This window comes from Citrobacter sp. RHBSTW-01044, assembly GCF_013781945.1.
GTDB classification, from domain to species: domain Bacteria; phylum Pseudomonadota; class Gammaproteobacteria; order Enterobacterales; family Enterobacteriaceae; genus Citrobacter; species Citrobacter braakii.
In genome coordinates this window covers 4,391,417-4,414,325 of record NZ_CP056180.1, presented here as the reverse complement: position 1 = coordinate 4,414,325, position 22,909 = coordinate 4,391,417, and the positions used below count along the sequence as shown (strand labels likewise).

Genomic DNA, 22,909 nt, shown 5'->3' with positions numbered 1-22,909 from the left:
TTCTCAACATTATGAATCATTGCCGAACACATTCGCTTGCGTTAAGTATTGCTGCATGGCATACCAGAAAAAAAGAGGCGAAAAATGATCGAAATTGAAACACGACAGTTGGCTGGTATCCCTGTCCTGCACGCCGTTCCGGCTGGCAAACGCGAGTGTTCACTCCCTTGCATTATTTTCTATCACGGGTTTACATCTTCAAGTCTGGTCTATAGCTATTTTGCCGTTGCTCTGGCTCAGGCCGGATTCCGGGTTGTCATGCCCGATGCGCCCGACCATGGTGCCCGCTTCAACGGTGATGCTCAGGAGCGAATGTTTCGCTTCTGGCATATATTGCAGCAAAACATGCAGGAGTTTACGACGTTACGTGCGGCGCTGGTGGCGGAAAATTGGCTATCAGATGAAAGACTTGCTGTTGCGGGGGCGTCGATGGGAGGCATGACGGCGTTGGGCATTATGGCCCGCCATCCCGAGGTTAAATGTGTAGCCAGCCTGATGGGTTCGGGCTATTTTACCCGTCTTGCACAGACGCTTTTTCCCCCTTTACGGGTCCAGACGCCAGAGCAGCAGGCGGAGTTCGATGCCGTTATCGCACCGCTCGCCGAATGGGACGTTACGCATCAGCTACAACGCCTGGCCGACAGACCGTTGCTGTTGTGGCATGGACAGGAGGACGATGTGGTGCCCGCGGTTGAAACCTTCCGCTTACAGCAGGCGCTGATTCAGGCAGGGCTGGATAACAATTTAACCTGCCTGTGGGAAGCGGGCGTACGCCACCGTATCACGCCAGAGGCGCTGGCTGCGACGGTAACGTTTTTTCGCCAGCACCTTTAAACGCGCACGATGCTTACGCCCTGAGCTTCAAGTTGTTGCAGAATCTCAGGGTTAGCATTTTTGCCGGTAATGAGCATATCGATTTGATCGGCGCGACTGAACAGCATCCCCGCGCGTTCACCGACCTTACTGCTATCGACCAGCACCACCAGTTTACCCACTACGTTAAGCATCTTCTGCTCAGCCATCGCGGTTAGCATATCGGTTTTATACAGTCCGTCCGCGGTCAACCCTTTACCGCTGGTAAACATCCAGTGTCCGGCATACAGGCTATTTTCGCTGCCTTGCGGACTAAGCGTGATGGACTGGCTTTTGTTGTATTGCCCTCCCATGATGATCACGCTGTCATGCTCCTGGTCGATCAGATAGTTCGCCAGCGGCAGATAATTGGTGATGATCTGCACTGGCTTGCCGCACATTTCACGACCAAGCAGGAAGGCGGTTGATCCGCAGTTGATCACCACGCTTTCACCCGCATTTACAAGCTGGGATGCGGCCTTGGCAATGCGAACTTTTTCATCGTGGTTCTGCGCCTGATGCAGATTCATAGGTGTCCAGCGCGGACGTTGCTGGGTGATGGCTTCTGCGCCATTGCGGACTTTCTTGAGTTTGCCGCTTTCGTCGAGTTTATTGATGTCCCGGCGTGCTGTGGCTGGTGAAATCCCCAGACGCTCAATCACGTTCTCAACGGTAACAAAGCCCAACTGCGCCAGCATATCCAGCAATATTTGATGTCTTTGTGCTTCAGTCATGAGCTATTCCGATACAAATTGATTTGAAAAGATGATATTTGAAATAGCCTGGAAATACTAAAGTAAATGGGAAAAAATGCCGGAATAGCCCGGCATTTTTAGGGTCACAAGAAGGATTTAAACGGCAGATCCGGTTCAATCGTGAAGCAGTCATCAAAGCCGCGCGGATAGTGATATTCAAAGTTGTCTTTGTCCAGCGGCCAGGTGAACTTACCGCCCACCTGCCAGATAAACGGCTTAAAGCCATACTTCAGTCGATCTTTTTTCATCTCCCACAGTACGCGGATCTCCTGAGGGTCGGCCTGGAAGTTTGACCAGATGTCATGATGGAAAGGGATCACCACTTTCGTATTCAACGCTTCCGCCATGCGCAGCATGTCGGAGCTGGTCATTTTGTCCGTAATCCCGCGCGGATTCTCACCGTAGGAGCCGAGCGCAACATCGATCTGGTGCTCGTTGCCATGCTTTGCGTAGTAGTTAGAGTAGTGCGAGTCTCCGCTGTGGTACAGCGTTCCGCCCGGTGTTTTGAACAGGTAGTTTACCGCACGTGCATCCATACCATCCGGCAGCACACCTGCCGCTTTTTGATCGGCAGGTAGCGTGATTAATGCCGTACGATCAAACGCGTCAAGCGCATGAATTTCAATATCTTTCACTTTCACCACATCGCCTGGTTTTACCACGATGCAGCGCTCTTTTGGCACACCCCAACCGATCCACAGATCCACACAGGTTTGCGGCCCGATAAATGGCACGTCATCGGCGCAGTTTTGCATGACGGCGGCCGCGACATTCACGTCGATGTGATCGTTATGATCGTGTGTCGCCAGCACCGCATCGATCTGTCGAATTGCAAACGGATCAAGAACAAACGGCGTGGTGCGCAGGTTTGGCTGCAGTTTCTTCACCCCAGCCATGCGCTGCATCTGGTGGCCAGTTTTCATTAGCGGGTTGCCGTGACTCTGTTTACCCGTTCCGCACCAGAAATCGACGCAGATGTTCGTCCCGCCTTCCGACTTCAGCCAGATGCCGGTACAGCCAAGCCACCACATAGCGAATGTGCCCGGGGCGACCTGCTCCTGTTCGATCTCTTCATTCAGCCAACTTCCCCACTCCGGGAATGTGCTCAGGATCCATGATTCACGCGTGATGCTTTTTACTTTACTCATCGCATTTACCTTCATATTTATTCAGATTAAGTCAATTTGTGATTTGTTTTGATTGATATTGACATCATTTTTTCAAGAAGGCAATGCGTTGATTTTTGGTGTTCAGCGGGGAAATGTGAGCGAATCACAGCGTGACAGGATGGTTTACTTGAGTGTTTGTTTTATATTTTATTGTTTTAATAGAGTTTATTTTGGAAGCGATGAATTAGAAGTAAAGCCACTCTACAAGTGTGTGAATTATTTGCGTACTGCATCACATTTAATCAAATTCAATCTTGTTGTGATTACTTTTGAAAATTAGAGTGAGGGCACAACATCCTGGGCATCTGTAATGAATGTTCAGCAACTTCGTCTACTGGAGATCGTTATGGAGATCCTCTACAACATCTTTACCGTCTTTTTTAATCAGGTTATGACCAACGCGCCCTTGCTGTTGGGTATTGTGACCTGTCTTGGTTACATCCTGCTGCGTAAAAGCGTCAGCGTTATTATCAAAGGCACGATCAAAACGATTATCGGTTTTATGTTGCTGCAAGCGGGATCGGGCATTCTGACCAGCACGTTTAAACCGGTGGTGGCGAAGATGTCCGAAGTTTACGGTATCAATGGTGCGATTTCCGATACCTATGCCTCCATGATGGCAACCATCGAACGTATGGGCGATGCCTATAGTTGGGTGGGTTATGCTGTGCTGTTGGCGCTGGCGCTGAATATTTGTTACGTACTGCTACGGCGTATTACCGGCATTCGCACCATCATGCTGACCGGCCACATTATGTTCCAGCAGGCGGGCTTGATTGCCGTCTCTCTCTTCATCTTCGGTTACCCGATGTGGACCACCATCATCTGCACCGCGGTGCTGGTGTCCCTCTACTGGGGTATTACCTCCAATATGATGTACAAGCCGACGCAGGAAGTGACCGACGGCTGCGGTTTCTCCATCGGTCACCAGCAGCAGTTCGCTTCATGGATTGCCTACAAAGTCGCGCCTTATCTGGGTAAGAAAGAGGAGAGTGTTGAAGATCTGAAGCTGCCGGGCTGGCTGAATATCTTCCATGACAACATCGTTTCTACCGCGATTGTTATGACCCTCTTCTTCGGCGCGATCCTGCTCTCTTTCGGCATTGATGTGGTTCAGGCGATGGCGGGTAAAACCCACTGGACGGTCTATATTCTGCAGACCGGTTTTTCGTTTGCCGTCGCTATTTTCATCATCACTCAGGGCGTACGTATGTTCGTTGCTGAGCTTTCAGAAGCGTTCAACGGTATCTCTCAACGTCTGATCCCGGGTGCAGTGCTGGCTATCGACTGCGCGGCGATTTATAGCTTTGCGCCCAACGCGGTGGTCTGGGGCTTTATGTGGGGCACCATCGGCCAACTGATTGCGGTGGGCATCCTGGTGGGTTGCGGCTCTTCTATTCTGATTATCCCTGGCTTTATTCCGATGTTCTTCTCGAACGCGACTATCGGCGTGTTTGCTAACCACTTTGGCGGCTGGCGCGCGGCGCTCAAGATTTGCCTGGTGATGGGGATGATTGAAATCTTCGGCTGCGTCTGGGCGGTGAAGCTCACCGGGATGAGCGCCTGGATGGGCATGGCGGACTGGTCAATTCTGGCGCCGCCGATGATGCAGGGCTTTGCCTCCATCGGCATCGTGTTTATGGCCGTCATTATTCTGATTGCACTGGCTTATATGTTTTTCGCAGGACGCACCTTGCGCGCTGAGGAAGACGCAGAAAAACAACTGGCAGAACACTCTGCTTAATAAGGAGTTCCGATTATGACCGTACGTATTTTGGCTGTATGTGGCAATGGGCAGGGGAGTTCCATGATCATGAAGATGAAGGTGGATCAGTTTTTAACCCAGTCAAATATTGACCATACGGTAAACAGTTGCGCAGTAGGTGAATACAAAAGTGAACTGAGCGGCGCGGATATCATCATCGCTTCTACCCATATCGCCGGTGAGATTACCGTATCGGGCAATAAATATGTTGTTGGCGTACGCAACATGCTGTCTCCCGCCGATTTTGGACCAAAACTGCTGGAAGTGATCAACGCGCATTTCCCTCAGGACGTGAAGTAAGGAGGCGGCCTATGAAATTACGTGATTCGCTGGCAGACAATAACACCATCCTTTTACAGGCCGAGGCCAGCTCCTGGCAGGAAGCGGTAAAGCTGAGCGTGGATCTGCTGGTTAAGGCTGATGTGGTTGAACCACGCTACTACCAGGCCATCCTCGACGGAGTCGAACAGTTCGGCCCGTATTTCGTGATTGCGCCCGGCCTGGCGATGCCGCACGGCCGTCCGGAGGAAGGGGTTAAGAAAACCGGTTTTGCGCTGGTGACGCTGAAAACACCGCTGGTGTTTAACCACGAAGATAACGACCCGGTCGATATCCTGATCACCATGGCGGCAGTAGACGCCAACACACATCAGGAAGTCGGCATCATGCAGATCGTGAATCTCTTTGACGACGAAGCCAATTTCGACCGTTTACGTGCCTGCCGTACCGCGCAGGAAGTGCTGGATTTAATTGATAACGCCACTGCGGCGGCTGTTTAAAAGGATACCAAAATGTCATTACCTATGTTGCAGGTTGCGCTGGATAACCAATCAATGTCTTCCGCCTATGAAACGACGCGTCTGATTGCCGAAGAGGTCGATATCATTGAGGTGGGCACGATTCTTTGCGTGGCTGAGGGGGTGCGCGCCGTACGCGATCTGAAGGCGCTTTATCCGCATAAAATTGTGCTGGCGGATGCCAAAATCGCCGACGCGGGTAAAATCCTCTCGCGCATGTGTTTCGAAGCCAATGCTGACTGGGTTACCGTCATCTGCTGTGCGGATATCAACACCACCAGGGGGGCGCTGGAGGTGGCGAAAGAATTTAATGGCGACGTGCAGATTGAACTGACTGGTTACTGGACCTGGGAGCAGGCGCAGGAGTGGCGTGACGCGGGCATTGGGCAAGTGGTATATCACCGCAGCCGTGACGCGCAGGCGGCGGGTGTGGCATGGGGAGAGGCAGATATTAGCGCCATCAAACACCTTTCTGATATGGGCTTTAAGGTCACCGTCACCGGCGGCCTGGCGCTGGAGGATCTGCCGCTGTTCCAGGGGATCCCTATCCACGTCTTTATTGCCGGACGCAGCATTCGCGATGCCGCCTCTCCGGTAGACGCTGCGCGTCAGTTCAAACGTTCCATCGCCCAACTGTGGGGATAAGGAGCGACTATGTTGTCGAAACAGGTCCCGCTCGGTATCTATGAAAAAGCGCTCCCCGGCGGGGAGTGCTGGCTGGAACGCTTGCAGCTGGCGAAGGAACTGGGCTTTGATTTTGTCGAAATATCAGTTGATGAGACCGACGATCGCCTGGCGCGTCTTGACTGGCGCCGCGAGCAGCGACTGGCGCTGGTGGCCGCTATCGCCGAGACAGGGATACGCGTACCGTCCATGTGCCTGAGCGCTCATCGTCGTTTCCCGCTTGGCAGTGAAGATGATGCGGTGCGCGAACAGGGGCTGGAGATCATGCGTAAAGCCATTCAGTTTGCGCAGGATATCGGTATTCGCGTTATTCAACTGGCGGGTTACGACGTCTATTACCAGCAGGCCAATAACGAAACGCGTCGTCGGTTTCGCGATGGGCTGAAAGAGAGCGTGGAGATGGCGAGCCGCGCGCAGGTGACGCTGGCGATGGAAATCATGGATTATCCGCTAATGAATTCGATCAGCAAGGCACTGGGTTATGCCCACTATCTCAACAATCCGTGGTTCCAGTTGTATCCCGATATTGGCAATTTGTCGGCGTGGGATAACGACGTGCAGATGGAGCTGCAGGCTGGGATGGGTCATATCGTTGCCGTACACGTGAAGGATACCAAACCCGGTGTATTCAAAAATGTGCCGTTTGGTGAAGGGGTTGTTGAGTTCGAACGTTGTTTTGCGACGCTCAAACAGAGTGGGTACTGCGGACCATACCTGATTGAGATGTGGAGTGAAACGTCGGACGACCCGGCACGTGAAGTCGCGAAGGCGCGCGACTGGGTGAAGGCGCGAATGGCCAGCGCAGGTCTGGTGGAGGCGGTGTAATGCAAAAACTTAAACAGCAGGTTTTTGAGTCCAATATGGATTTGCCGTGCTACGGGCTGGTGACGTTCACCTGGGGGAACGTCAGCGCCATTGACCGCGAGCGCGGGCTGGTGGTGATTAAGCCTAGCGGCGTCGACTACCAAACGATGCAGGTAGATGACATGGTGGTTGTGGATCTGGCCGGCAACGTAGTGGAAGGGCGCTATCGTCCTTCTTCTGATACCGCCACCCATCTGGAGCTGTATCGCCGCTATTCTTCTCTCGGCGGCGTGGTGCACACCCACTCAACGCACGCGACGGCATGGGCGCAGGCGGGTCTGGCAATTCCCTCGTTCGGCACGACGCATGCGGATTACTTCTTTGGCGATATTCCCTGCACCAGGGCGTTAACTGAAGCTGAAGTTCAGGGCGAGTATGAGCTAAATACCGGCAAGGTGATTGTCGAAACGCTGGGGGAGGTGGAACCTTTGCATACGCCTGGCGTAGTGGTGTACCAGCATGGCCCGTTTGCCTGGGGCAAGGATGCTCACGATGCGGTACATAACGCCGTGGTGATGGAGGAAGTGGCAAAAATGGCATGGATTGCGCGTGGTATTAATCCGGCTCTTAGCCCCATAGACAGTTATCTGATGAATAAGCATTTCATGCGTAAGCACGGTCCAAACGCCTATTACGGACAGAAGTAACGACTAAGTCCTGGAGCCCAATCATTCAGGGGATGTTATTGATCTGGCTGTGGGACTTTGTTGCAAAAAAAGCCCCCTGTGAAGGGGGCAAATTAAACTGCGGCAATGTTCTCGTTGGTTATTTCTGGTGCTAGCGGTAAATATCTGCACTGGCGTGCATATTTCCGTTACTACCGGGTTCCCTGGTGAGGATCACGTGGTAGTAGGTTGCGCCTTGCGCATCGGTCTCTTCATTCAGGGCCTGAGTGGCTTCACTTTCAGTGGCGAAGTTATGATTTATGTAAATGACGCCTAAGCTCTGCACATCATCCATATTCCTGGCCTGATGATTGTCAATTTTGATGGCTGCCGTTGCATTTGCACTAAGCAAAAGCATAGCCAGAAGGGTCAAAACACGGGCTCGCATATGTACCTCCTCGACTGCGGTCTCTGGTTGCCTCTCTCCTGTGAGTGATTAGCTTCTGATGTAATTTTAACCGTTACCGGCGCAGTCGATAGCGACCATTTCTGATGCAGTTGTTCAAAAAATTACCGCATAGCCATCTTTTCTTTTATTAACAGGCCGCTGGTGTGTACCGCTGCGGTGAAAAATACCTGTCTTTCGCGCATAAGCACTTACCAAATAGTCAATTTAATCGGGTGAGTACGCCGTTTATAGTGAGCCGGATAATTAATATAACTTTATGATAATAAGGCAAAAACTTATGGATACTTCATTCATGGATTTCAGCTACTTTGTGATTATGTTTATGGTCGCGCTGGTGGCAGGCTTTATTAACGTGGTGTCGGGCGGCGGTGGTTTTCTCTCGATTGGCGCACTGTTAATTTCTGGTTTACCCCCGGCGAATGCGCTGGCAACCAATAAAATTCAGGCACTGGGCAGCTCGCTGACCTCCGGGATTTATTTTTTACGCCGGGGGCATATCAACGTGCAGGAGCACAAGTATGTGTTTTTATCTGCCTTTATCGGTTCTGCGATGGGAACGACGCTTATCCAGTTCATTGAACCGGAGCTGCTGAAGAAACTGCTCCCGATCCTGATTATCGCGGTCGCTATCTACTTTATTTTTGCGCCAAATCTCAGCGAACCGAAAAGAAAGCAGCAGGTATCCCTGTTTCTCTTCTCGTTGATCGGCGGGGGATGCATTGGCTTTTATGACGGCTTTCTCGGTGCCGGGGCTGGCTCCTTTTATACCCTCAGCTATATCCTGCTGTGGGGATACAGCATCGATAAGGCGCAAATTCACTCGAATTTTATTAACCTGGCGTCCAACATCGCCTCGATATTGTTCTTCATTTTTGGCGGTAAAATGATCTGGTCACTGGGGCTGGTGATGTTTGCCGGGCAGTCCCTCGGCGCACGTCTTGGCGCGACGGTCGTACTAACGCGCGGCAAGAAAGTTATCCGACCCATGATTGTCATTGTCTCCATTTGCATCAGCGTCAAAATGCTGCTGGATATGTATTAATGGCGACATGATAAATAATCGTACAATTACCTTGAGTTTAGTGGCAGGCGCCAGTATTATGACGCGTCAATTTTTCAGCCGACCTTTAACACGTTCCTTGCCTCCCCGGGCCTCGGCTGACCCAGACAGGAGGCTGAATAATCCGTAAGGAGCAATTCGATGCGTCATTACGAAATCGTTTTTATGGTCCATCCTGACCAGAGCGAACAGGTTCCGGGTATGATCGAACGCTACACTGCTGCCATCACTGGTGCAGAAGGCACGATCCACCGTCTGGAAGACTGGGGCCGCCGTCAGCTGGCTTACCCGATCAACAAACTGCACAAAGCTCACTACGTTCTGCTGAACGTTGAAGCGCCGCAGGAAGTGATCGATGAGCTGGAAACTACCTTCCGCTTCAACGATGCCGTTATCCGCAGCATGGTTATGCGTACTAAACACGCTGTTACCGAAGCATCTCCGATGGTTAAAGCGAAAGACGAGCGTCGTGAACGTCGCGATGATTTCGCTAACGAAACCGCAGATGATGCTGAAGCTGGGGATTCTGAAGAGTAATTTCTGATGACCAACCGTCTGGCGTTGTCCGGCACCGTGTGCAGGGCTCCCCTTCGAAAGGTCAGTCCATCAGGAATTCCTCATTGCCAGTTCGTGCTTGAGCATCGTTCTGTGCAGGAGGAAGCCGGGTTTCACCGGCAGGCGTGGTGCCAAATGCCCGTTATTATTAGCGGACACGAAAACCAGGCCATTACTCACAGTATAACGGTCGGTAGCGCAGTGACCGTTCAGGGGTTCATCTCTTGCCACAAGGCAAAGAACGGCCTGAGCAAAATGGTTCTGCATGCCGAGCAGATTGAATTGATAGATTCTGGAGACTAGCCATATGGCACGTTATTTCCGTCGTCGCAAGTTCTGCCGTTTCACCGCGGAAGGCGTTCAAGAGATCGACTATAAAGATATCGCTACGCTGAAAAACTACATCACCGAAAGCGGTAAGATTGTCCCAAGCCGTATCACCGGTACCCGTGCAAAATACCAGCGTCAGCTGGCTCGCGCTATCAAACGCGCTCGCTACCTGTCCCTGCTGCCGTACACTGATCGTCATCAGTAATCGGTCACGGTCCATTAATACGACTTTGAGAGGATAAGGTAATGCAAGTTATTCTGCTTGATAAAGTAGCAAACCTGGGTAGCCTGGGTGATCAGGTTAACGTTAAAGCGGGCTATGCTCGTAACTTCCTGGTACCACAGGGTAAAGCTGTTCCTGCTACCAAGAAAAACGTTGAATTTTTCGAAGCGCGTCGCGCTGAGCTGGAAGCTAAACTGGCTGACGTTCTGTCCGCTGCTGAAGCTCGTGCTGAGAAAATCAACGCACTGGAAACCGTAACCATCGCGTCTAAAGCTGGCGACGAAGGTAAACTGTTCGGTTCCATCGGTACTCGCGACATCGCTGACGCTGTAACTGCAGCTGGCGTTGAAGTAGCTAAGAGCGAAGTTCGTCTGCCGAACGGCGTTCTGCGTACCACTGGTGAGCACGAAGTGAGCTTCCAGGTTCACAGCGAAGTGTTTGCTAAGCTGACTGTAAACGTAGTTGCAGAATAAGTTTTTATTCTGATTACCGCGTAAAAGCGCCGGCCTCGTGTCGGCGTTTTGCTTTTCTGTCCCCTCCGCTTTTCGCTCTGGCTATTCTTTATCCTTTTCGGGATAATCATAAAAATAAAACATTATTTTAAAATGGTGATGGAATGGAACCAACGCACCAACCTCTGTTTGCGCGTAAAAATGTTGTCTACCTGAGCGCAGCGTTCTGCTGTCTGCTGTGGGGGAGCGCCTATCCGGCGATCAAAAGCGGATATGAGATCTTCCAGATTGCCACGGATGACATTCCTTCAAAAATTGTCTTTGCCGGCTATCGCTTCCTGTTTGCTGGATTATTGCTGCTATTGCTGGCGGTGGCGCAGCGTAAACCGATTGGCCGGTTAAGCCCGCGTCAGTACGGTCAGCTCACGCTGTTGGGACTGACGCAAACCTCGCTGCAATACATCTTCTTCTATATTGGCCTGGCGTTCACGACGGGGGTGAAAGGGTCGATCATGAACGCGACTGGCACCTTCTTCAGCGTGCTGCTGGCCCATTTTATCTATCAGAACGACAAGCTGAGCTACAACAAAGTGCTGGGCTGTATCCTGGGCTTTACCGGCGTAATGGTGGTGAACTTTAGCAGCGGACTGGATTTTAACTTCAGCCTGTTAGGGGACGGTTCAGTGGTGATGGCGGCCTTTATTCTTTCTGCCGCCACGTTATACGGTAAACGCATTTCTCAGACGGTAGACCCGACGGTAATGACAGGATATCAGTTGGGCGGCGGCGGTCTGGCGCTGGTTATTGGTGGTTACGCTTTTGGTGGCACGCTAACCGTACACGGCGCGTCTTCAGTGGCGATCCTGGGCTACCTGACGTTACTCTCTTCGGTCGCTTTTGCGTTGTGGAGTATTCTGCTCAAGCATAACCGCGTGGGGATGATTGCGCCGTTTAACTTCCTGATCCCGGTTTCGGGGGCGGTTCTGTCGGCGATATTCCTCGGCGAAAACATTCTCGAATGGAAATATGCGCTGGCGCTGGTGCTGGTCTGTTCCGGGATCTGGTGGGTGAACAAGGTGAAGCGCTGACGCTTCACCTTGATGTCTGATGCGCTGTGTTTATCAGGTCTACAGGTGTGCCGGTTAACGAGCGCGAATAAAACTGCCGTTAGGTTGTCGAGTAAACAGTACCTGCTGACCATTACCGGTATCAATGGTTAATCCCGTTACCACGCCGTTGGCATTCTGCCTGATTTGTACCATCTGGCCGTCTTTCAGGTTGCTCAGAGGTTTTCCGGCACCTTCAACCTGCGCCATTGCGTATACATCGGTTGGCGGGAGGTTATGGTCACGGAATACCTGCGCCAGCGTTTTGCCCGAGTCTACGCGATAGGAGCGCCACTGCTGCTCAATTCCACTATCCTGTTGGAAAGGTTGCGTCTGCGGCTGAGATTGCTGAGCCTGCGGCTGCGCGTCTGGTTCTCCTTCCTGGATTGGCTCTGGGGCAAGCGGAGCGACCTGGCCCGGATCGTTTTGCGGGGCGACCAACTGTGCCTGCAGTTGAGCTTCGGTCGGCGGCTGCGATTGTGACTGCAAATCCAGCTGGGCAGTACGCGTAACCACAGGGGCATCGCTGGTGTCACTGGAGGGCAGCAGGAAGCCTATCACCAGCACGATAGCAGCAATTATAATGCCGCGTCGGTGCATAGGCGGTAGCGGATCCATAATGCGAAAATTGTCCGGTGCATGCCAGATTTTCGCCAGGGTTGGTTTTAATTCAAAGCGCCCGGGCATGGCTTTCCTCCTGCTCCGCGTCTCGTTCCTCGATCATAGAGTATAGATGGCTAATGCTATGATGTTCGTCATATTACCCGCTTTCGTGACGTCAACGCGGGGTATTCCTATTGTTTATGTTTCCTCGCGATTTGTCATCTGTTCCCGAGACAAAGTTTTACCGGATGCGGCATGGCTGATATGCTGCCCGCTACTTTACATCCGATGAAAGGAAATATGATGGCTAACCCGACTTTTGACACTATCGAAGCGCAAGCAAGCTACGGCATTGGTTTGCAGGTAGGACAACAGCTGAGTGAATCCGGACTGGAAGGACTGTTGCCTGAAGCGCTGGTAGCGGGTATCGCTGACGCGCTGGAAGGTAAGCACCCGGCAGTGCCGGTTGATGTTGTGCATCGCGCACTGCGTGAAATCCACGAACGCGCTGATGCAGTACGTCGCGAGCGTTTCCAGGCTATGGCGGCTGATGGCGTCAAATATCTGGAAGAAAACCGTGAGAAAGACGGTGTGAACAGCACTGAATCCGGTTTGCAGTTCCGTGTTCTGACTCAGGGGGAAGGTGCTATTCCAGCGCGTACTGACCGCGTTCGCGTGCACTACACCGGTAAACTGATCGACGGTACCGTGTTTGACAGCTCTGTCGCACGCGGCGAACCGGCTGAATTCCCGGTTAACGGCGTGATCCCAGGCTGGATTGAAGCGCTGACCCTGATGCCGGTAGGTTCCAAATGGGAACTGACTATTCCTCAGGAACTGGCTTACGGCGAGCGTGGCGCTGGCGCGTCCATTCCTCCGTTCAGCACGCTGGTGTTCGACGTTGAGCTGCTTGAGATCCTGTAAGCAGTGACTTCTGTTCCCTCCGAGGCCGGGGGGAACAAAAAAATAGCGTGAAAAGCTATAGTTACGTGGTTGTCGATATTTTATTTTGCAAATGCCTCGTTAGCGTGTATTTTTGTGAGCTGATTCGCGCTATCAGAGTGATATGACACTCACTTTAAACATTAAATTAACATTATATCTAAATCTTAGTATTCATCCCGCCAATTCTTACCTAATATCGATGAGTCCTGATAATCAGGAACGTCGTATCATAGACACACTAAAGGCCGTAGAGCCTGAACAACACAGACAGGTACAGGAAGAAAAAACATGGTAGATCAGGTAAAAGTCGACGCCGCTGAAGAGGCTTCGTCTGAACAGTCGCTACGGCGCAATCTCACAAACCGTCATATTCAACTTATTGCCATTGGTGGTGCTATTGGTACCGGCCTGTTTATGGGCTCTGGTAAAACCATCAGCCTCGCCGGACCGTCGATCATCTTTGTGTATATGATTATCGGTTTTATGCTGTTTTTCGTGATGCGTGCAATGGGTGAATTGCTGCTCTCGAATCTGGAGTACAAATCTTTTAGTGATTTCGCCTCTGACCTGCTCGGGCCATGGGCCGGGTATTTTACCGGCTGGACTTACTGGTTCTGCTGGGTTGTTACCGGGATGGCAGACGTTGTCGCCATTACGGCGTATGCGCAATTCTGGTTCCCCGAACTTTCAGACTGGGTCGCCTCGCTGGCGGTGATCGTGCTGCTGCTGAGCCTCAACCTTGCCACTGTAAAAATGTTCGGTGAGATGGAGTTCTGGTTTGCGATGATCAAAATCGTCGCCATCATCGGCCTGATTGTCGTTGGTCTGGTGATGGTGTTGACGCACTTCCAGTCGCCAACCGGCGTTCAGGCATCGTTCACGCATCTGTGGAATGACGGTGGCTGGTTCCCGAAAGGTCTGAGCGGCTTCTTTGCTGGCTTCCAGATAGCCGTGTTCGCGTTTGTGGGTATTGAGCTGGTGGGAACGACCGCTGCAGAAACCAAGGACCCGGAGAAATCTCTGCCGCGCGCCATTAACTCGATTCCGATCCGTATCATCATGTTCTACGTTTTTGCGCTGATCGTGATTATGTCCGTAACACCGTGGAGCTCGGTAGTACCAACCAAGAGCCCATTCGTTGAACTGTTTGTGCTGGTCGGTCTGCCTGCCGCGGCGAGCCTGATCAACTTTGTGGTGCTGACTTCAGCAGCCTCTTCCGCAAACAGTGGCGTGTTCTCTACCAGCCGTATGCTGTTCGGCCTGGCACAGGAAGGCGTAGCGCCTAAAGCATTTGCCAAACTGTCTAAACGCGCAGTTCCGGCGAAAGGTTTAACCTTCTCCTGTATCTGTCTGCTGGGCGGCGTGGTGATGCTTTACGTGAACCCGAGCGTGATTGGCGCGTTCACCATGATCACTACCGTGTCGGCGATTCTGTTCATGTTCGTCTGGACTATCATTCTTTGCTCGTACCTGGTGTACCGCAAGCAGCGCCCGCACCTGCATGAAAAATCAATCTACAAGATGCCGCTAGGCAAGCTGATGTGCTGGGTATGTATGGCGTTCTTCGTCTTCGTACTGGTACTGCTGACGCTGGAAGATGATACCCGCCAGGCGCTGATCGTGACGCCGCTGTGGTTCATCGCGCTGGGTCTGGGTTGGTTGTTTATCGGTAAGAAACGTATGGCAGGTATGCGTTAATTTTAGTGCCCGGTAGCGCGATGCTTACCGGGCCTGAATTCCGTAGGCCGGATACGCGTTAGCGCTATCCGGCGATATCTTTACTCCCCGGCGAGAGCTCGCGGGAACAACACATTATTTTCCAGACTGATGTGTTCCATCAAGTCGTCGATCATCTCGTTAATGCCGTTATACATGGCTTTCCAGGTGGTGCAGGCTTCTGGCGGCGGCGTCACGTTATGGGTGATGTGTTTGATCACTTCGACCAGTTCACCGGCATCGTCATGTTCGCTTTCCATCACGCTGATTGGTCCCATCGCCTGGCTACCCATGCCCTGTTTGATCATCGGGAACAGGATCTGCTCTTCTTTCATCATATGGCTGGACAGCTCTTCATGCAGCATGGTCAGGTTTTTCGCCAGACCGCGTGGTACGTTCGGTTTATCTGCGTGAACGCGTTCAACTTTCGTGGCCTGCAGGATCAGTTCCGGCAGCTGTTCGCGGTGTCTGTCGTGATAACGCACGATGATATGATCGATGATTTCAGCCAGTGCCACGGTACGCCAGTCTTTCTCCAGCGGCTGTTCAGCCAACTGCGCGAGCTGTGCCTCAATAACGTCTAAATCCAGCTCTTTACGCGCAGCAGCGCGTGCCAGCGTTTGCTTACCGCCGCAGCAGTAATCCATATCGTATTTACGAAACAGGGCCGAAGCGCGAGGAATAGAGAGCGCCAGTTCACCTAAAGGTTGATCGCGATAAGACATTGCCGTTACCTCATTCTCAATAATATAAGATGTATTTTAAATGCAACTTATAGCGAAGGATATAACCCTTTCGGGGTGGGGTGTTTTGTGAGGAATGTCACGAAAATTTCTTGTTTCGTTAAGGTGCTGAATCTTATTAGAAAGGAGAGGGGCGGCGAAAAAAGCCGCGCGACAGGATTAAATAAGCGCACGCCGCTGCCGATAGTTAGACCTCAGACAATACCTGCATAATAAAAGGCTACAGATGTTTAAACGAATCAAAGTGATAACCCTACTTATCACCGTGTTACTCGCCCTGGGCGCGATGCAGCTCATCTCCGCGGGCGTCTTTATTGGCGCGCTCAATAACGATAAGCAAAACTTTAACGTCTCTCAGCTTTCCAGCCAGAACGTGGCCGAGTTTACCGATGCGTGGATTAGCCTGAACCAGGCTCGCGTCACGCTCAACCGGGGCATGTTGCGTTTACAGGGAACGATGGCCAGCGAGATTAACGGCGGTCAGTTGAAGGAACTGGTGAACACGGCAAATCGCCTGTTGGCCGAATCGAAAGAGCATTACGATAAATACTACGCCCTGCCGGAAACGCCGGGGCTTGATGAACATCTGGCCGATCGACTGGAAGAGCAGTACGGCATCTATTCTGCGACGCTGGCTAAAATGAACGCGCTGTTGGCTGAAGGTAAGCTGGAAGAGATGTTCAAGCAGAATGCCGAGCAAAAGCAAACGGCCATGCAGGAAGTTTATCGGGAATGGCGTAGCGCGCAAACGGCGCTGGCCACTGCCGGGGTGCAGGACAATGAGAGTGATTACCAGAAGATAATCTGGCTGCTGTCCGCCGTGATGCTGATTGTCGTCACCGTGATTATCGCCAGCTGGCTGGCAATGCAGCGAGTGCTGCTCAAGCCTCTCCACGAAGTGATGGGACATATTCGCCACATTGCTGCGGGTGATTTGACGCACAGCATCAACGCCGATGGCAGCAATGAGATGGCGCTGCTGGCAGTCAACGTTCGCGACATGCAGCAGGCGCTGGCGAACACAGTCAGCGTGGTGCGTGACGGGGCTGACACCATCTATACCGGCGCAGGTGAAATTGCCGCCGGCAGTAACGATCTCTCTTCACGTACCGAGCAGCAGGCTGCCTCTCTGGAAGAGACTGCTGCCAGCATGGAACAACTCACCGCTACCGTGAAACAGAACGCGGATAACGCGCGTCAGGCGACCAGTCTGGCAAAAAATGCCTCACAGACGGCGCAGAAAGGCGGAACCGTGGTTGATGGCGTAGTGCGTACGATGGATGAAATTGCCACCAGTTCCAGCAAAATCGCGCAAATTACCAATGTTATCGACGGCATTGCCTTCCAGACCAATATTCTGGCGCTGAACGCGGCAGTAGAAGCGGCGCGTGCGGGCGAGCAGGGGCGCGGGTTTGCCGTGGTCGCTGGCGAGGTCCGTACACTGGCACAGCGTAGCGCTCAGGCGGCGAAAGAGATTAAGGCGCTGATTGATGACTCGGGGAATCGGGTAAATGCTGGTACGGCGCTGGTGCATGAAGCGGGTGAAACGATGGCGGAAATTGTGAGCGCCGTGACCCGTGTGACCGACATCATGGGCGAGATAGCCTCGGCCTCTGATGAACAGAGCCGGGGTATCGATCAGGTAGGTCAGGCGGTTGCCGAGATGGATCGCGTGACGCAGCAAAACGCCTCGCTGGTGGAGGAGTCCGCTTCCGCCGCCGCCGCGCTCGAAGAGCAGGCAGCACGACTGAATCAGACCGTAGCGGTGTTTAAAGTTTAACGTCTACTCCGGCCTACAAAATAATATCTTGTAGGTCGGATTAGCGCAGCGCCGTCCGGGCCATTATGATTGTGGAACCACGACGACGCTTGGTTTCTGTGGTTTGGCTCTGACGGCTATCACCACCCCAACAATCAGCAGCGCAATGCCGCTTACCGTCAGCAGTGGCGGGAATTCCTGGCGCAGGATAAAGGTGTACACCAGGCCAGCCAGCGTTTCGAAGACAATCAGCGGGCCGAGGATCACCGTCGGCAATTTTTGGCTGGCGACGTTCCAGCACAGTGCGCCAACCCACGAACACAATACCGCAATCGCTATCATCAGGCCGATAAACACGCCCGGACGCGGGCCGAAGGGAAGGGCAAAGTCCGGCGTTTGCCCGTTCAGCCACAGGCAGGCTGCAATATAACCGAGCAGAGAAACAGGCAACGTTACCAGTGCCTGGGCCGTCGCCCACATCATCGGGTGCTTATCTGGATTCTCGCGCAGCCAGCGGGCATTACGCAGCGCATACCACGCCCAACACACTACCGAGATCAGCGCCAGCGCGATTCCAGAACCATAACGCCAGCCGCTAAAGTCGGGTAAGCCTTGATTCAGCTCCGAGATATTCACGCACAGCAGACCGATACCAATCAGCACCAGCGCAGGCGACAGACGCCACCATGATAATTTGCCGTCGCGCTGGCTGTAGAGCAGGTTAGCGAAGACCGGGATCACAACCGGCAATGTACCAATAATCATCGTTGAAACCGGCGCGCCAGTGCGCTGGATGGCGCTTGCCAGGCAAACGTAATAAATCAGATTACCCATCATCGTTAGCGCCAGCGCAGTGACCCAGTCTTTGCGCGTCAACTGACGCAAGCGCACACGCCCCAGCCAGGCAATCGGCAATGCTATTAGCCCCAGCGCCAGATAGCGCCCCATCGACTGCAATACCGCCGGGTATTCCGGTACGATCAGCGGCCCAACAAAAATTAATCCCCACATCAGCCCAGCCAGCAGGGCATACAACACGCCGCTAATCATTTTTGACATCCACATCGCTTAACAATAAGTCGAGTGTAGGCAGGAAAAATGCAGCCGTATTGTATGAGATTGCTGTTCAACGCCGGACGACTTGTTTCTGATAACGTACCGGCGTAATACCGTAGCGATGGGTAAACGCGCGGGTGAGATGCGACTGGTCGGTGAGGCCGGTTGCGGCAGCGACCTCCGCGGCGGGCATTCCGTGAGTGAGAAAACCTTTGGCTCGCCACAGGCGGATCGCCATCAGCATCTGGTGCGGCGTGACGTGGAAATGAGATTTAAACTGGCGCTGAAAATGCCAGGGACTCAGCGCTGCAACCCGCGCCAGTTCGTCGAGCGTGACCGGGTGCATATAATTATCGTGCAAATACTCGCGTACCCGCTCAAAGCGATGCGCTCCCTCCGGTAATACCGGCGCATGGCGGGCCAGCGGCTGGAACGTGTCGATCAGATCGAGTAATAACCCTTTTTGCGCCAGCGGATCCTCAGTGTTCCACAGGCCATGGATCAGCGAGCAGATCTGGCGCGAGCGTAGCGGATCGTGACGCGTTACGTCATGAAACCACCAGTGGCGGATCCCGGTGACTTCTTCCAGAAGATCGGGCTCAAGATAGATCATCCGATAGCGCCAGCCGTCGGCGGTTTCCGCTTCGCCGGTATGTAGCTCATCGGGATTCATGGTGACGACGGAATGGGCGGGGGCCACGTACTGCGTGCCGCGATAGCGAAAACGTTCGGCTCCGGCTTCTATCGCGCCAATACCAAACGCTTCATGGGTGTGGGGTTCAAAGGCGTAACGCGAGATGTGCGCATGATACAGCTCAACGCCCGGCACCTGTGCCAGATGGCGAAAGCGGGCGCTGTCTTTCTCATCAATAAACTGCTCAGGTACACCTTGCACGTATTCTCTCCCCACGCATCATCATGTCATTATCAGAGAGGATGCGCGGGGATGCCACCACAATTAACTAATTTTTAACACTTACACGATGCCTTTGACGCTGTCTGCCAGCGCCGTGGTTGGGCGACCAATCAGTTTGCTCAGCGTATGGCTGTCGTCGAAGAGGCCACCTTTAGAGGCACCAACGTCTGAGTCAGCCAGCATGTCCGCCAGTCCGGCAGGCAGACCAACACCTTTCAGCGCGGCCGCAAAATCAGCTTCGCTCAGGTTTTGATACACCACTTTTTTACCGCTCTGTTTTGCCAGTTCGGCCGCCAGTTGGCTCAGGGTCCAGCCTGCGTCGCCCGCCAGTTCATAGATTTTACCGGCATGACCGTCTTCACTGATGACGCGCGCGGCGGCGGCGGCATAGTCGGCACGGGTCGCCGAGGCGATTTTGCCTTCTCCCGCCGCCCCAATAAACACGCCGTGTTCCAGCGCGGCTGGTGCGCTGGCGAGATAGTTTTCGGTGTACCAACCGTTACGCAGCAGCGCGTACGCGATACCGGATTCAGCCAGCATCTTCTCGGTTGCGACATGCTCATCAGCCAGCCCCAGCGGGGAGCGATCGGCGTGCAGCAGGCTGGTGTAGGCGATAAATTTCACGTGGGCCGCTTTCGCCGCGTTAATCACGTTGCGATGCTGCGGGGCACGTTGTCCCACTTCGCTGGAGGAGATTAGCAGTAACTTGTCTATCCCCTGTAAGGCCGTGGTAAAGGCAGCTTCATCGCTGTAATCCGCCTGACGAACGGTAATGCCCTGCTGGCTAAGCGCCGTCGCTTTAGCAGGATTACGCACAATAGCCACAATCTGGCTGGCAGGAACGGTTTTCAGTAGCGTTTCAATAACGTGTTGGCCCAGTTGGCCAGTGGCACCAGTAATCGCGATCATAGGATAACTCCTTTGGTATTGGTCTTGTGTTTAATCACATTAACACCTAAACTTACTTTTAGTAAGTACGTACAAAAAGGTTAGTATGAAAATGACAGCTTTGACGCTCTCCCAGCAATTACGTGATGGCAACTTGTTTGCCGAGCAGTGTCCCTCCCGCGAGGTGTTAAAACACGTCACCAGCCGCTGGGGTGTATTGATTCTGGTGGCGCTGCGCGACGGTACGCACCGTTTCAGCGATTTGCGCCGTAAGATGGGCGGCGTCAGTGAAAAAATGCTGGCGCAATCCCTGCAGGCGTTAGAACAGGACGGGTTTATCAATCGGGTGTCATATCCGGTGGTACCGCCGCATGTGGAGTATAGCCTGACACCGTTGGGTGAGCAGGTGAGCGAAAAAGTCGCAGCGCTGGCGGACTGGATAGAGTTGAATTTGCCGCAGGTTTTGGCAAATCATACCGTTAAGAACGAAGACGTCCCGGCATCAGCGTAAACGACCTGGTCGGGCTTGCCGGATGGCGCAGCGCCACCCGGCGTGGTCTTACTTACTCAAATCCAACTGATAAATGGCGAAGCCGATGTCATCGGTAGCGACTTTCTTCAGTGGATACTGGCCTTTCTCTTTGATAAACGCAGCGGCTTTATCAGACGGTGATGTTTCAAAGCGAATATCCAGTTGTGTCTCGCTGTGAATCGGCGCCAGGCGCCAGTTGTTATCTGCCGCTGGATGAATTTCGCCTGCGCTCTTTGTCTGGGAACCTATCCATGCTGCCAGCACCGAGCGGTTTTCATCTGGTGATGCAAACGCGATGTGGCTGTCGCCGGTCCCGGCAAACTTACCGCCGTAGGCGCGGTAGTTGTTGGTCGCGACGAGGAAGGTTGCGTTCGGATCGATCGGTTTGTCGTTAAAGGTCAGATTTTTAATACGCTCCGCTTGCGGGTTAATCGTCTGGCATTCACCGTCATAGCGAGCGGGTTGTGAAACATCAATCTGATAATTCACGCCGTCAATCACGTCGAAGTTATAGGTACGGAAGCCATCCCAGTTAATTAACGACTGTGGTTTGCTGCTGTGGATATCAATCTGATTAAACTGCCCGGCGGAACATTCCAGCCACTCTTTCACCTCTTTACCGCTGGCTTTCACCACGACCAGGGTATTGGGATAGAGATACAAATCAGCGGCGTTACGGAAGGTAAGCTGACCTTTTTCGACTTCGACAAAGCTGGCCGGATCGTTCTTGCGTCCACCGACTTTAAACGGTGCAGCGGCGGAAAGTACCGGTAGTTTCGCCAGGTCCGGATCGCCCTGGATAAAATGTTCCACATAGGCTTTCTGCGCATTATTCACCACCTGCACGGTCGGGTCGTCCTGAACCAGCGCCAGATAGCTGTACATGTTGTCGGCAGATTTACCGATTGGTTTGCTGACAAATTCACGCGTGGCATCGTGATCGGCTTTTAGGATCTCAACGATTTTTTGGTCTTCGCCAGCCAGTGATTTTTTGGCCGCGGCGTCATAAATCGGGCGCGCCTGCGCTTTCCCCTGCGTAACCTGCCATTTACCACTATCGTTATTCAGCACTAAATCTACTACGCCCAGGTGATCGCCCCACATGCCCGGCATCACCGCAGGAACGCCATTGAGCGTACCTGTTGTGATATCTGCGCCTTTGATGTTGGCAAAGTCTTTCCCCGGGAAAACGGCGTGAGCGTGACCAAACATAATGGCATCCACGCCCGGAACTTCACTGAGGTAGTAAACGGAGTTTTCCGCCATCGCCTGGTATGGGTCGGCAGAAAGCCCGGAGTGAGCAACCACCACCACGACATCGGCACCTTTGGCTCGCATTTCCGGCACGTATTTACGTGCGGTTTCCGTAATGTCATTCACGGTCACTTTGCCGCTGAGGTTGGCTTTATCCCAGGTCATGATCTGCGGCGGCACAAAACCGATATAGCCAATTTTCAGCGTCTGCTTGTTTCCTTCCTGATCGACAACCTCAGTCTCTTTGATCAGATAAGGAGTAAACAGCGGCTTTTTGGTCTTAACGTCGATGATATTGGCGTTAACGTAAGGGAACTTCGCCCCGGCTAGCGCGTTGTGCAGATACTCAAGACCGTAGTTAAATTCATGGTTGCCAAGGTTACCCACGGCGTAATCCAGCGTATTCAGTGCCTTATATACCGGATGCGTTTCGCCCGCTTTCAGCCCCTTGGCCGCCATATAATCCCCGAGCGGGCTGCCCTGAATCAGATCACCGTTATCAACCAGCACGCTGTTTTTGACTTCACCACGTGCTGCGTTGATCAGGCTTGCCGTACGAACCAGGCCAAATTTTTCAGTCGGCGTATCTTTGTAATAATCGAAATCCATCATATTGCTATGCAAATCAGTGGTTTCCATTATACGCAGATCGACGGTCGCGGCATTGACGCTGGCTGCAATCAGCGTGGCCAGAAACGTTGCACTAAACTTAATCATCAGGGGCATCCTTTTAAGATCTAAGCCACAAAAGAAAATGTATATAAATCTTCTTGCTTACAGAACTGTGAATCATGACATGAATATAGCGTTT

26 protein-coding genes are annotated in these 22,909 nt (G+C 52.8%); 17 read left to right on the top strand and 9 right to left on the bottom strand.

Annotated features, from left to right (window positions below; genetic code table 11):
• The first annotated feature begins 84 nt into the window (after positions 1-84).
• Positions 85-834 (top strand): esterase, encoded by a 750-nt coding sequence (yjfP, locus tag HV352_RS21135; protein WP_016155514.1) that lies wholly within the window; start codon positions 85-87, stop codon positions 832-834.
• Here the strand turns inward: yjfP and ulaR are convergent.
• Both ulaR and ulaG read right to left on the bottom strand, forming a co-directional pair.
• Positions 831-1,586, bottom strand: coding sequence for an HTH-type transcriptional regulator UlaR (ulaR, locus tag HV352_RS21130; RefSeq protein ID WP_016151423.1), 756 nt, complete (start codon positions 1,584-1,586; stop codon positions 831-833). The two genes, yjfP and ulaR, sit on opposite strands and share 4 nt — an antisense overlap.
• A 104-nt stretch (positions 1,587-1,690) precedes the next feature.
• The gene (gene ulaG / locus HV352_RS21125) at positions 1,691-2,755 is read right to left on the bottom strand and encodes an L-ascorbate 6-phosphate lactonase (RefSeq protein ID WP_016151424.1); all 1,065 of its coding nucleotides are present in this window, start codon (positions 2,753-2,755) and stop codon (positions 1,691-1,693) included.
• A gap of 367 nt (positions 2,756-3,122) precedes the next feature.
• Between ulaG and ulaA the strand changes: the two genes are divergently transcribed.
• The 6 genes from ulaA to HV352_RS21095 are packed head-to-tail and all read left to right on the top strand — an operon-like array spanning position 3,123 to position 7,533.
• Positions 3,123-4,520, top strand: coding sequence for a PTS ascorbate transporter subunit IIC (gene ulaA / locus HV352_RS21120; protein ID WP_047358895.1), 1,398 nt, complete (start codon positions 3,123-3,125; stop codon positions 4,518-4,520).
• Positions 4,521-4,535: 15 nt separating this feature from the next.
• Positions 4,536-4,841, top strand: coding sequence for a PTS ascorbate transporter subunit IIB (ulaB, locus tag HV352_RS21115; protein ID WP_016151426.1), 306 nt, complete (start codon positions 4,536-4,538; stop codon positions 4,839-4,841).
• 11 nt (positions 4,842-4,852) lie between these two features.
• On the top strand, positions 4,853-5,320 hold the full coding sequence (gene ulaC, locus HV352_RS21110; RefSeq protein ID WP_016155516.1) for a PTS ascorbate transporter subunit IIA: 468 nt from the start codon (positions 4,853-4,855) through the stop codon (positions 5,318-5,320).
• A 12-nt stretch (positions 5,321-5,332) separates the two neighbouring features.
• Complete coding sequence (locus HV352_RS21105) at positions 5,333-5,983, top strand: 3-keto-L-gulonate-6-phosphate decarboxylase UlaD (RefSeq protein ID WP_016155517.1); 651 nt, start codon at positions 5,333-5,335, stop codon at positions 5,981-5,983.
• 9 nt (positions 5,984-5,992) lie between these two features.
• A complete protein-coding gene (locus HV352_RS21100) occupies positions 5,993-6,847 on the top strand; it encodes an L-ribulose-5-phosphate 3-epimerase (protein WP_016151429.1) in 855 nt (284 codons plus the stop codon).
• Entirely contained in the window at positions 6,847-7,533 is a 687-nt protein-coding gene (locus tag HV352_RS21095; RefSeq protein WP_049041836.1) for an L-ribulose-5-phosphate 4-epimerase, read from the top strand. Before HV352_RS21100 ends, HV352_RS21095 begins: the two co-directional genes overlap by 1 nt.
• 130 nt (positions 7,534-7,663) lie before the next feature.
• Here the strand turns inward: HV352_RS21095 and yjfY are convergent, their stop codons facing one another.
• Positions 7,664-7,939 (bottom strand): DUF1471 family protein YjfY, encoded by a 276-nt coding sequence (yjfY, locus tag HV352_RS21090; RefSeq protein ID WP_016155520.1) that lies wholly within the window; start codon positions 7,937-7,939, stop codon positions 7,664-7,666.
• Positions 7,940-8,237: 298 nt separating this feature from the next.
• On the opposite strand from yjfY, the gene HV352_RS21085 reads away from it, so the two are divergent.
• From HV352_RS21085 to HV352_RS21060, 6 genes are all read left to right on the top strand, one after another.
• Entirely contained in the window at positions 8,238-9,002 is a 765-nt protein-coding gene (locus HV352_RS21085; protein ID WP_016151432.1) for a TSUP family transporter, read from the top strand.
• Between the two features lie 159 nt (positions 9,003-9,161).
• Complete coding sequence (rpsF, locus tag HV352_RS21080; protein WP_016151433.1) at positions 9,162-9,557, top strand: 30S ribosomal protein S6; 396 nt, start codon at positions 9,162-9,164, stop codon at positions 9,555-9,557.
• A 6-nt stretch (positions 9,558-9,563) separates the two neighbouring features.
• Complete coding sequence (gene priB, locus HV352_RS21075) at positions 9,564-9,878, top strand: primosomal replication protein N (RefSeq protein WP_003025674.1); 315 nt, start codon at positions 9,564-9,566, stop codon at positions 9,876-9,878.
• A gap of 4 nt (positions 9,879-9,882) precedes the next feature.
• On the top strand, positions 9,883-10,110 hold the full coding sequence (gene rpsR / locus HV352_RS21070) for a 30S ribosomal protein S18 (RefSeq protein ID WP_000135199.1): 228 nt from the start codon (positions 9,883-9,885) through the stop codon (positions 10,108-10,110).
• Between the two features lie 41 nt (positions 10,111-10,151).
• Positions 10,152-10,601, top strand: coding sequence for a 50S ribosomal protein L9 (gene rplI / locus HV352_RS21065; RefSeq protein ID WP_003025676.1), 450 nt, complete (start codon positions 10,152-10,154; stop codon positions 10,599-10,601).
• A 143-nt stretch (positions 10,602-10,744) separates the two neighbouring features.
• A complete protein-coding gene (locus tag HV352_RS21060) occupies positions 10,745-11,668 on the top strand; it encodes a DMT family transporter (protein WP_047414942.1) in 924 nt (307 codons plus the stop codon).
• A 54-nt stretch (positions 11,669-11,722) separates the two neighbouring features.
• On the opposite strand, the gene HV352_RS21055 is transcribed toward HV352_RS21060, so the two are convergent.
• Positions 11,723-12,373 carry an OapA family protein gene (locus HV352_RS21055; protein ID WP_016151435.1) on the bottom strand — a complete coding sequence of 217 codons (651 nt, stop codon included), beginning with the start codon at positions 12,371-12,373 and terminating at the stop codon, positions 11,723-11,725.
• Positions 12,374-12,592: 219 nt separating this feature from the next.
• On the opposite strand from HV352_RS21055, the gene fklB reads away from it, so the two are divergent.
• Positions 12,593-13,213, top strand: coding sequence for an FKBP-type peptidyl-prolyl cis-trans isomerase (gene fklB, locus HV352_RS21050; RefSeq protein WP_029139741.1), 621 nt, complete (start codon positions 12,593-12,595; stop codon positions 13,211-13,213).
• A gap of 309 nt (positions 13,214-13,522) precedes the next feature.
• Entirely contained in the window at positions 13,523-14,932 is a 1,410-nt protein-coding gene (gene cycA / locus HV352_RS21045) for a D-serine/D-alanine/glycine transporter (protein WP_016151437.1), read from the top strand.
• 80 nt (positions 14,933-15,012) lie between these two features.
• Here cycA and ytfE read toward each other — a convergent pair whose 3' ends face one another.
• Positions 15,013-15,675, bottom strand: coding sequence for an iron-sulfur cluster repair protein YtfE (gene ytfE / locus HV352_RS21040; protein ID WP_003025690.1), 663 nt, complete (start codon positions 15,673-15,675; stop codon positions 15,013-15,015).
• Between the two features lie 244 nt (positions 15,676-15,919).
• On the opposite strand from ytfE, the gene HV352_RS21035 reads away from it, so the two are divergent.
• Entirely contained in the window at positions 15,920-17,473 is a 1,554-nt protein-coding gene (locus HV352_RS21035; RefSeq protein ID WP_046275835.1) for a methyl-accepting chemotaxis protein, read from the top strand.
• Positions 17,474-17,536: 63 nt separating this feature from the next.
• Here the strand turns inward: HV352_RS21035 and HV352_RS21030 are convergent, their stop codons facing one another.
• From HV352_RS21030 to HV352_RS21020, 3 genes are all read right to left on the bottom strand, one after another.
• Positions 17,537-18,502 (bottom strand): DMT family transporter, encoded by a 966-nt coding sequence (locus tag HV352_RS21030; RefSeq protein ID WP_016151440.1) that lies wholly within the window; start codon positions 18,500-18,502, stop codon positions 17,537-17,539.
• 76 nt (positions 18,503-18,578) lie between these two features.
• Positions 18,579-19,403: an AraC family transcriptional regulator gene (locus HV352_RS21025; RefSeq protein ID WP_016155523.1), complete on the bottom strand. Its 825-nt coding sequence runs from the start codon at positions 19,401-19,403 to the stop codon at positions 18,579-18,581.
• 81 nt (positions 19,404-19,484) lie between these two features.
• On the bottom strand, positions 19,485-20,333 hold the full coding sequence (locus HV352_RS21020) for an SDR family oxidoreductase (RefSeq protein WP_019078214.1): 849 nt from the start codon (positions 20,331-20,333) through the stop codon (positions 19,485-19,487).
• 91 nt (positions 20,334-20,424) lie between these two features.
• Between HV352_RS21020 and HV352_RS21015 the strand changes: the two genes are divergently transcribed.
• Entirely contained in the window at positions 20,425-20,823 is a 399-nt protein-coding gene (locus tag HV352_RS21015) for a helix-turn-helix domain-containing protein (RefSeq protein ID WP_085951094.1), read from the top strand.
• Positions 20,824-20,871: 48 nt separating this feature from the next.
• Here HV352_RS21015 and cpdB read toward each other — a convergent pair whose 3' ends face one another.
• A complete protein-coding gene (gene cpdB, locus HV352_RS21010) occupies positions 20,872-22,815 on the bottom strand; it encodes a 2',3'-cyclic-nucleotide 2'-phosphodiesterase (RefSeq protein ID WP_019078216.1) in 1,944 nt (647 codons plus the stop codon).
• Positions 22,816-22,909: the final 94 nt, after the last annotated feature.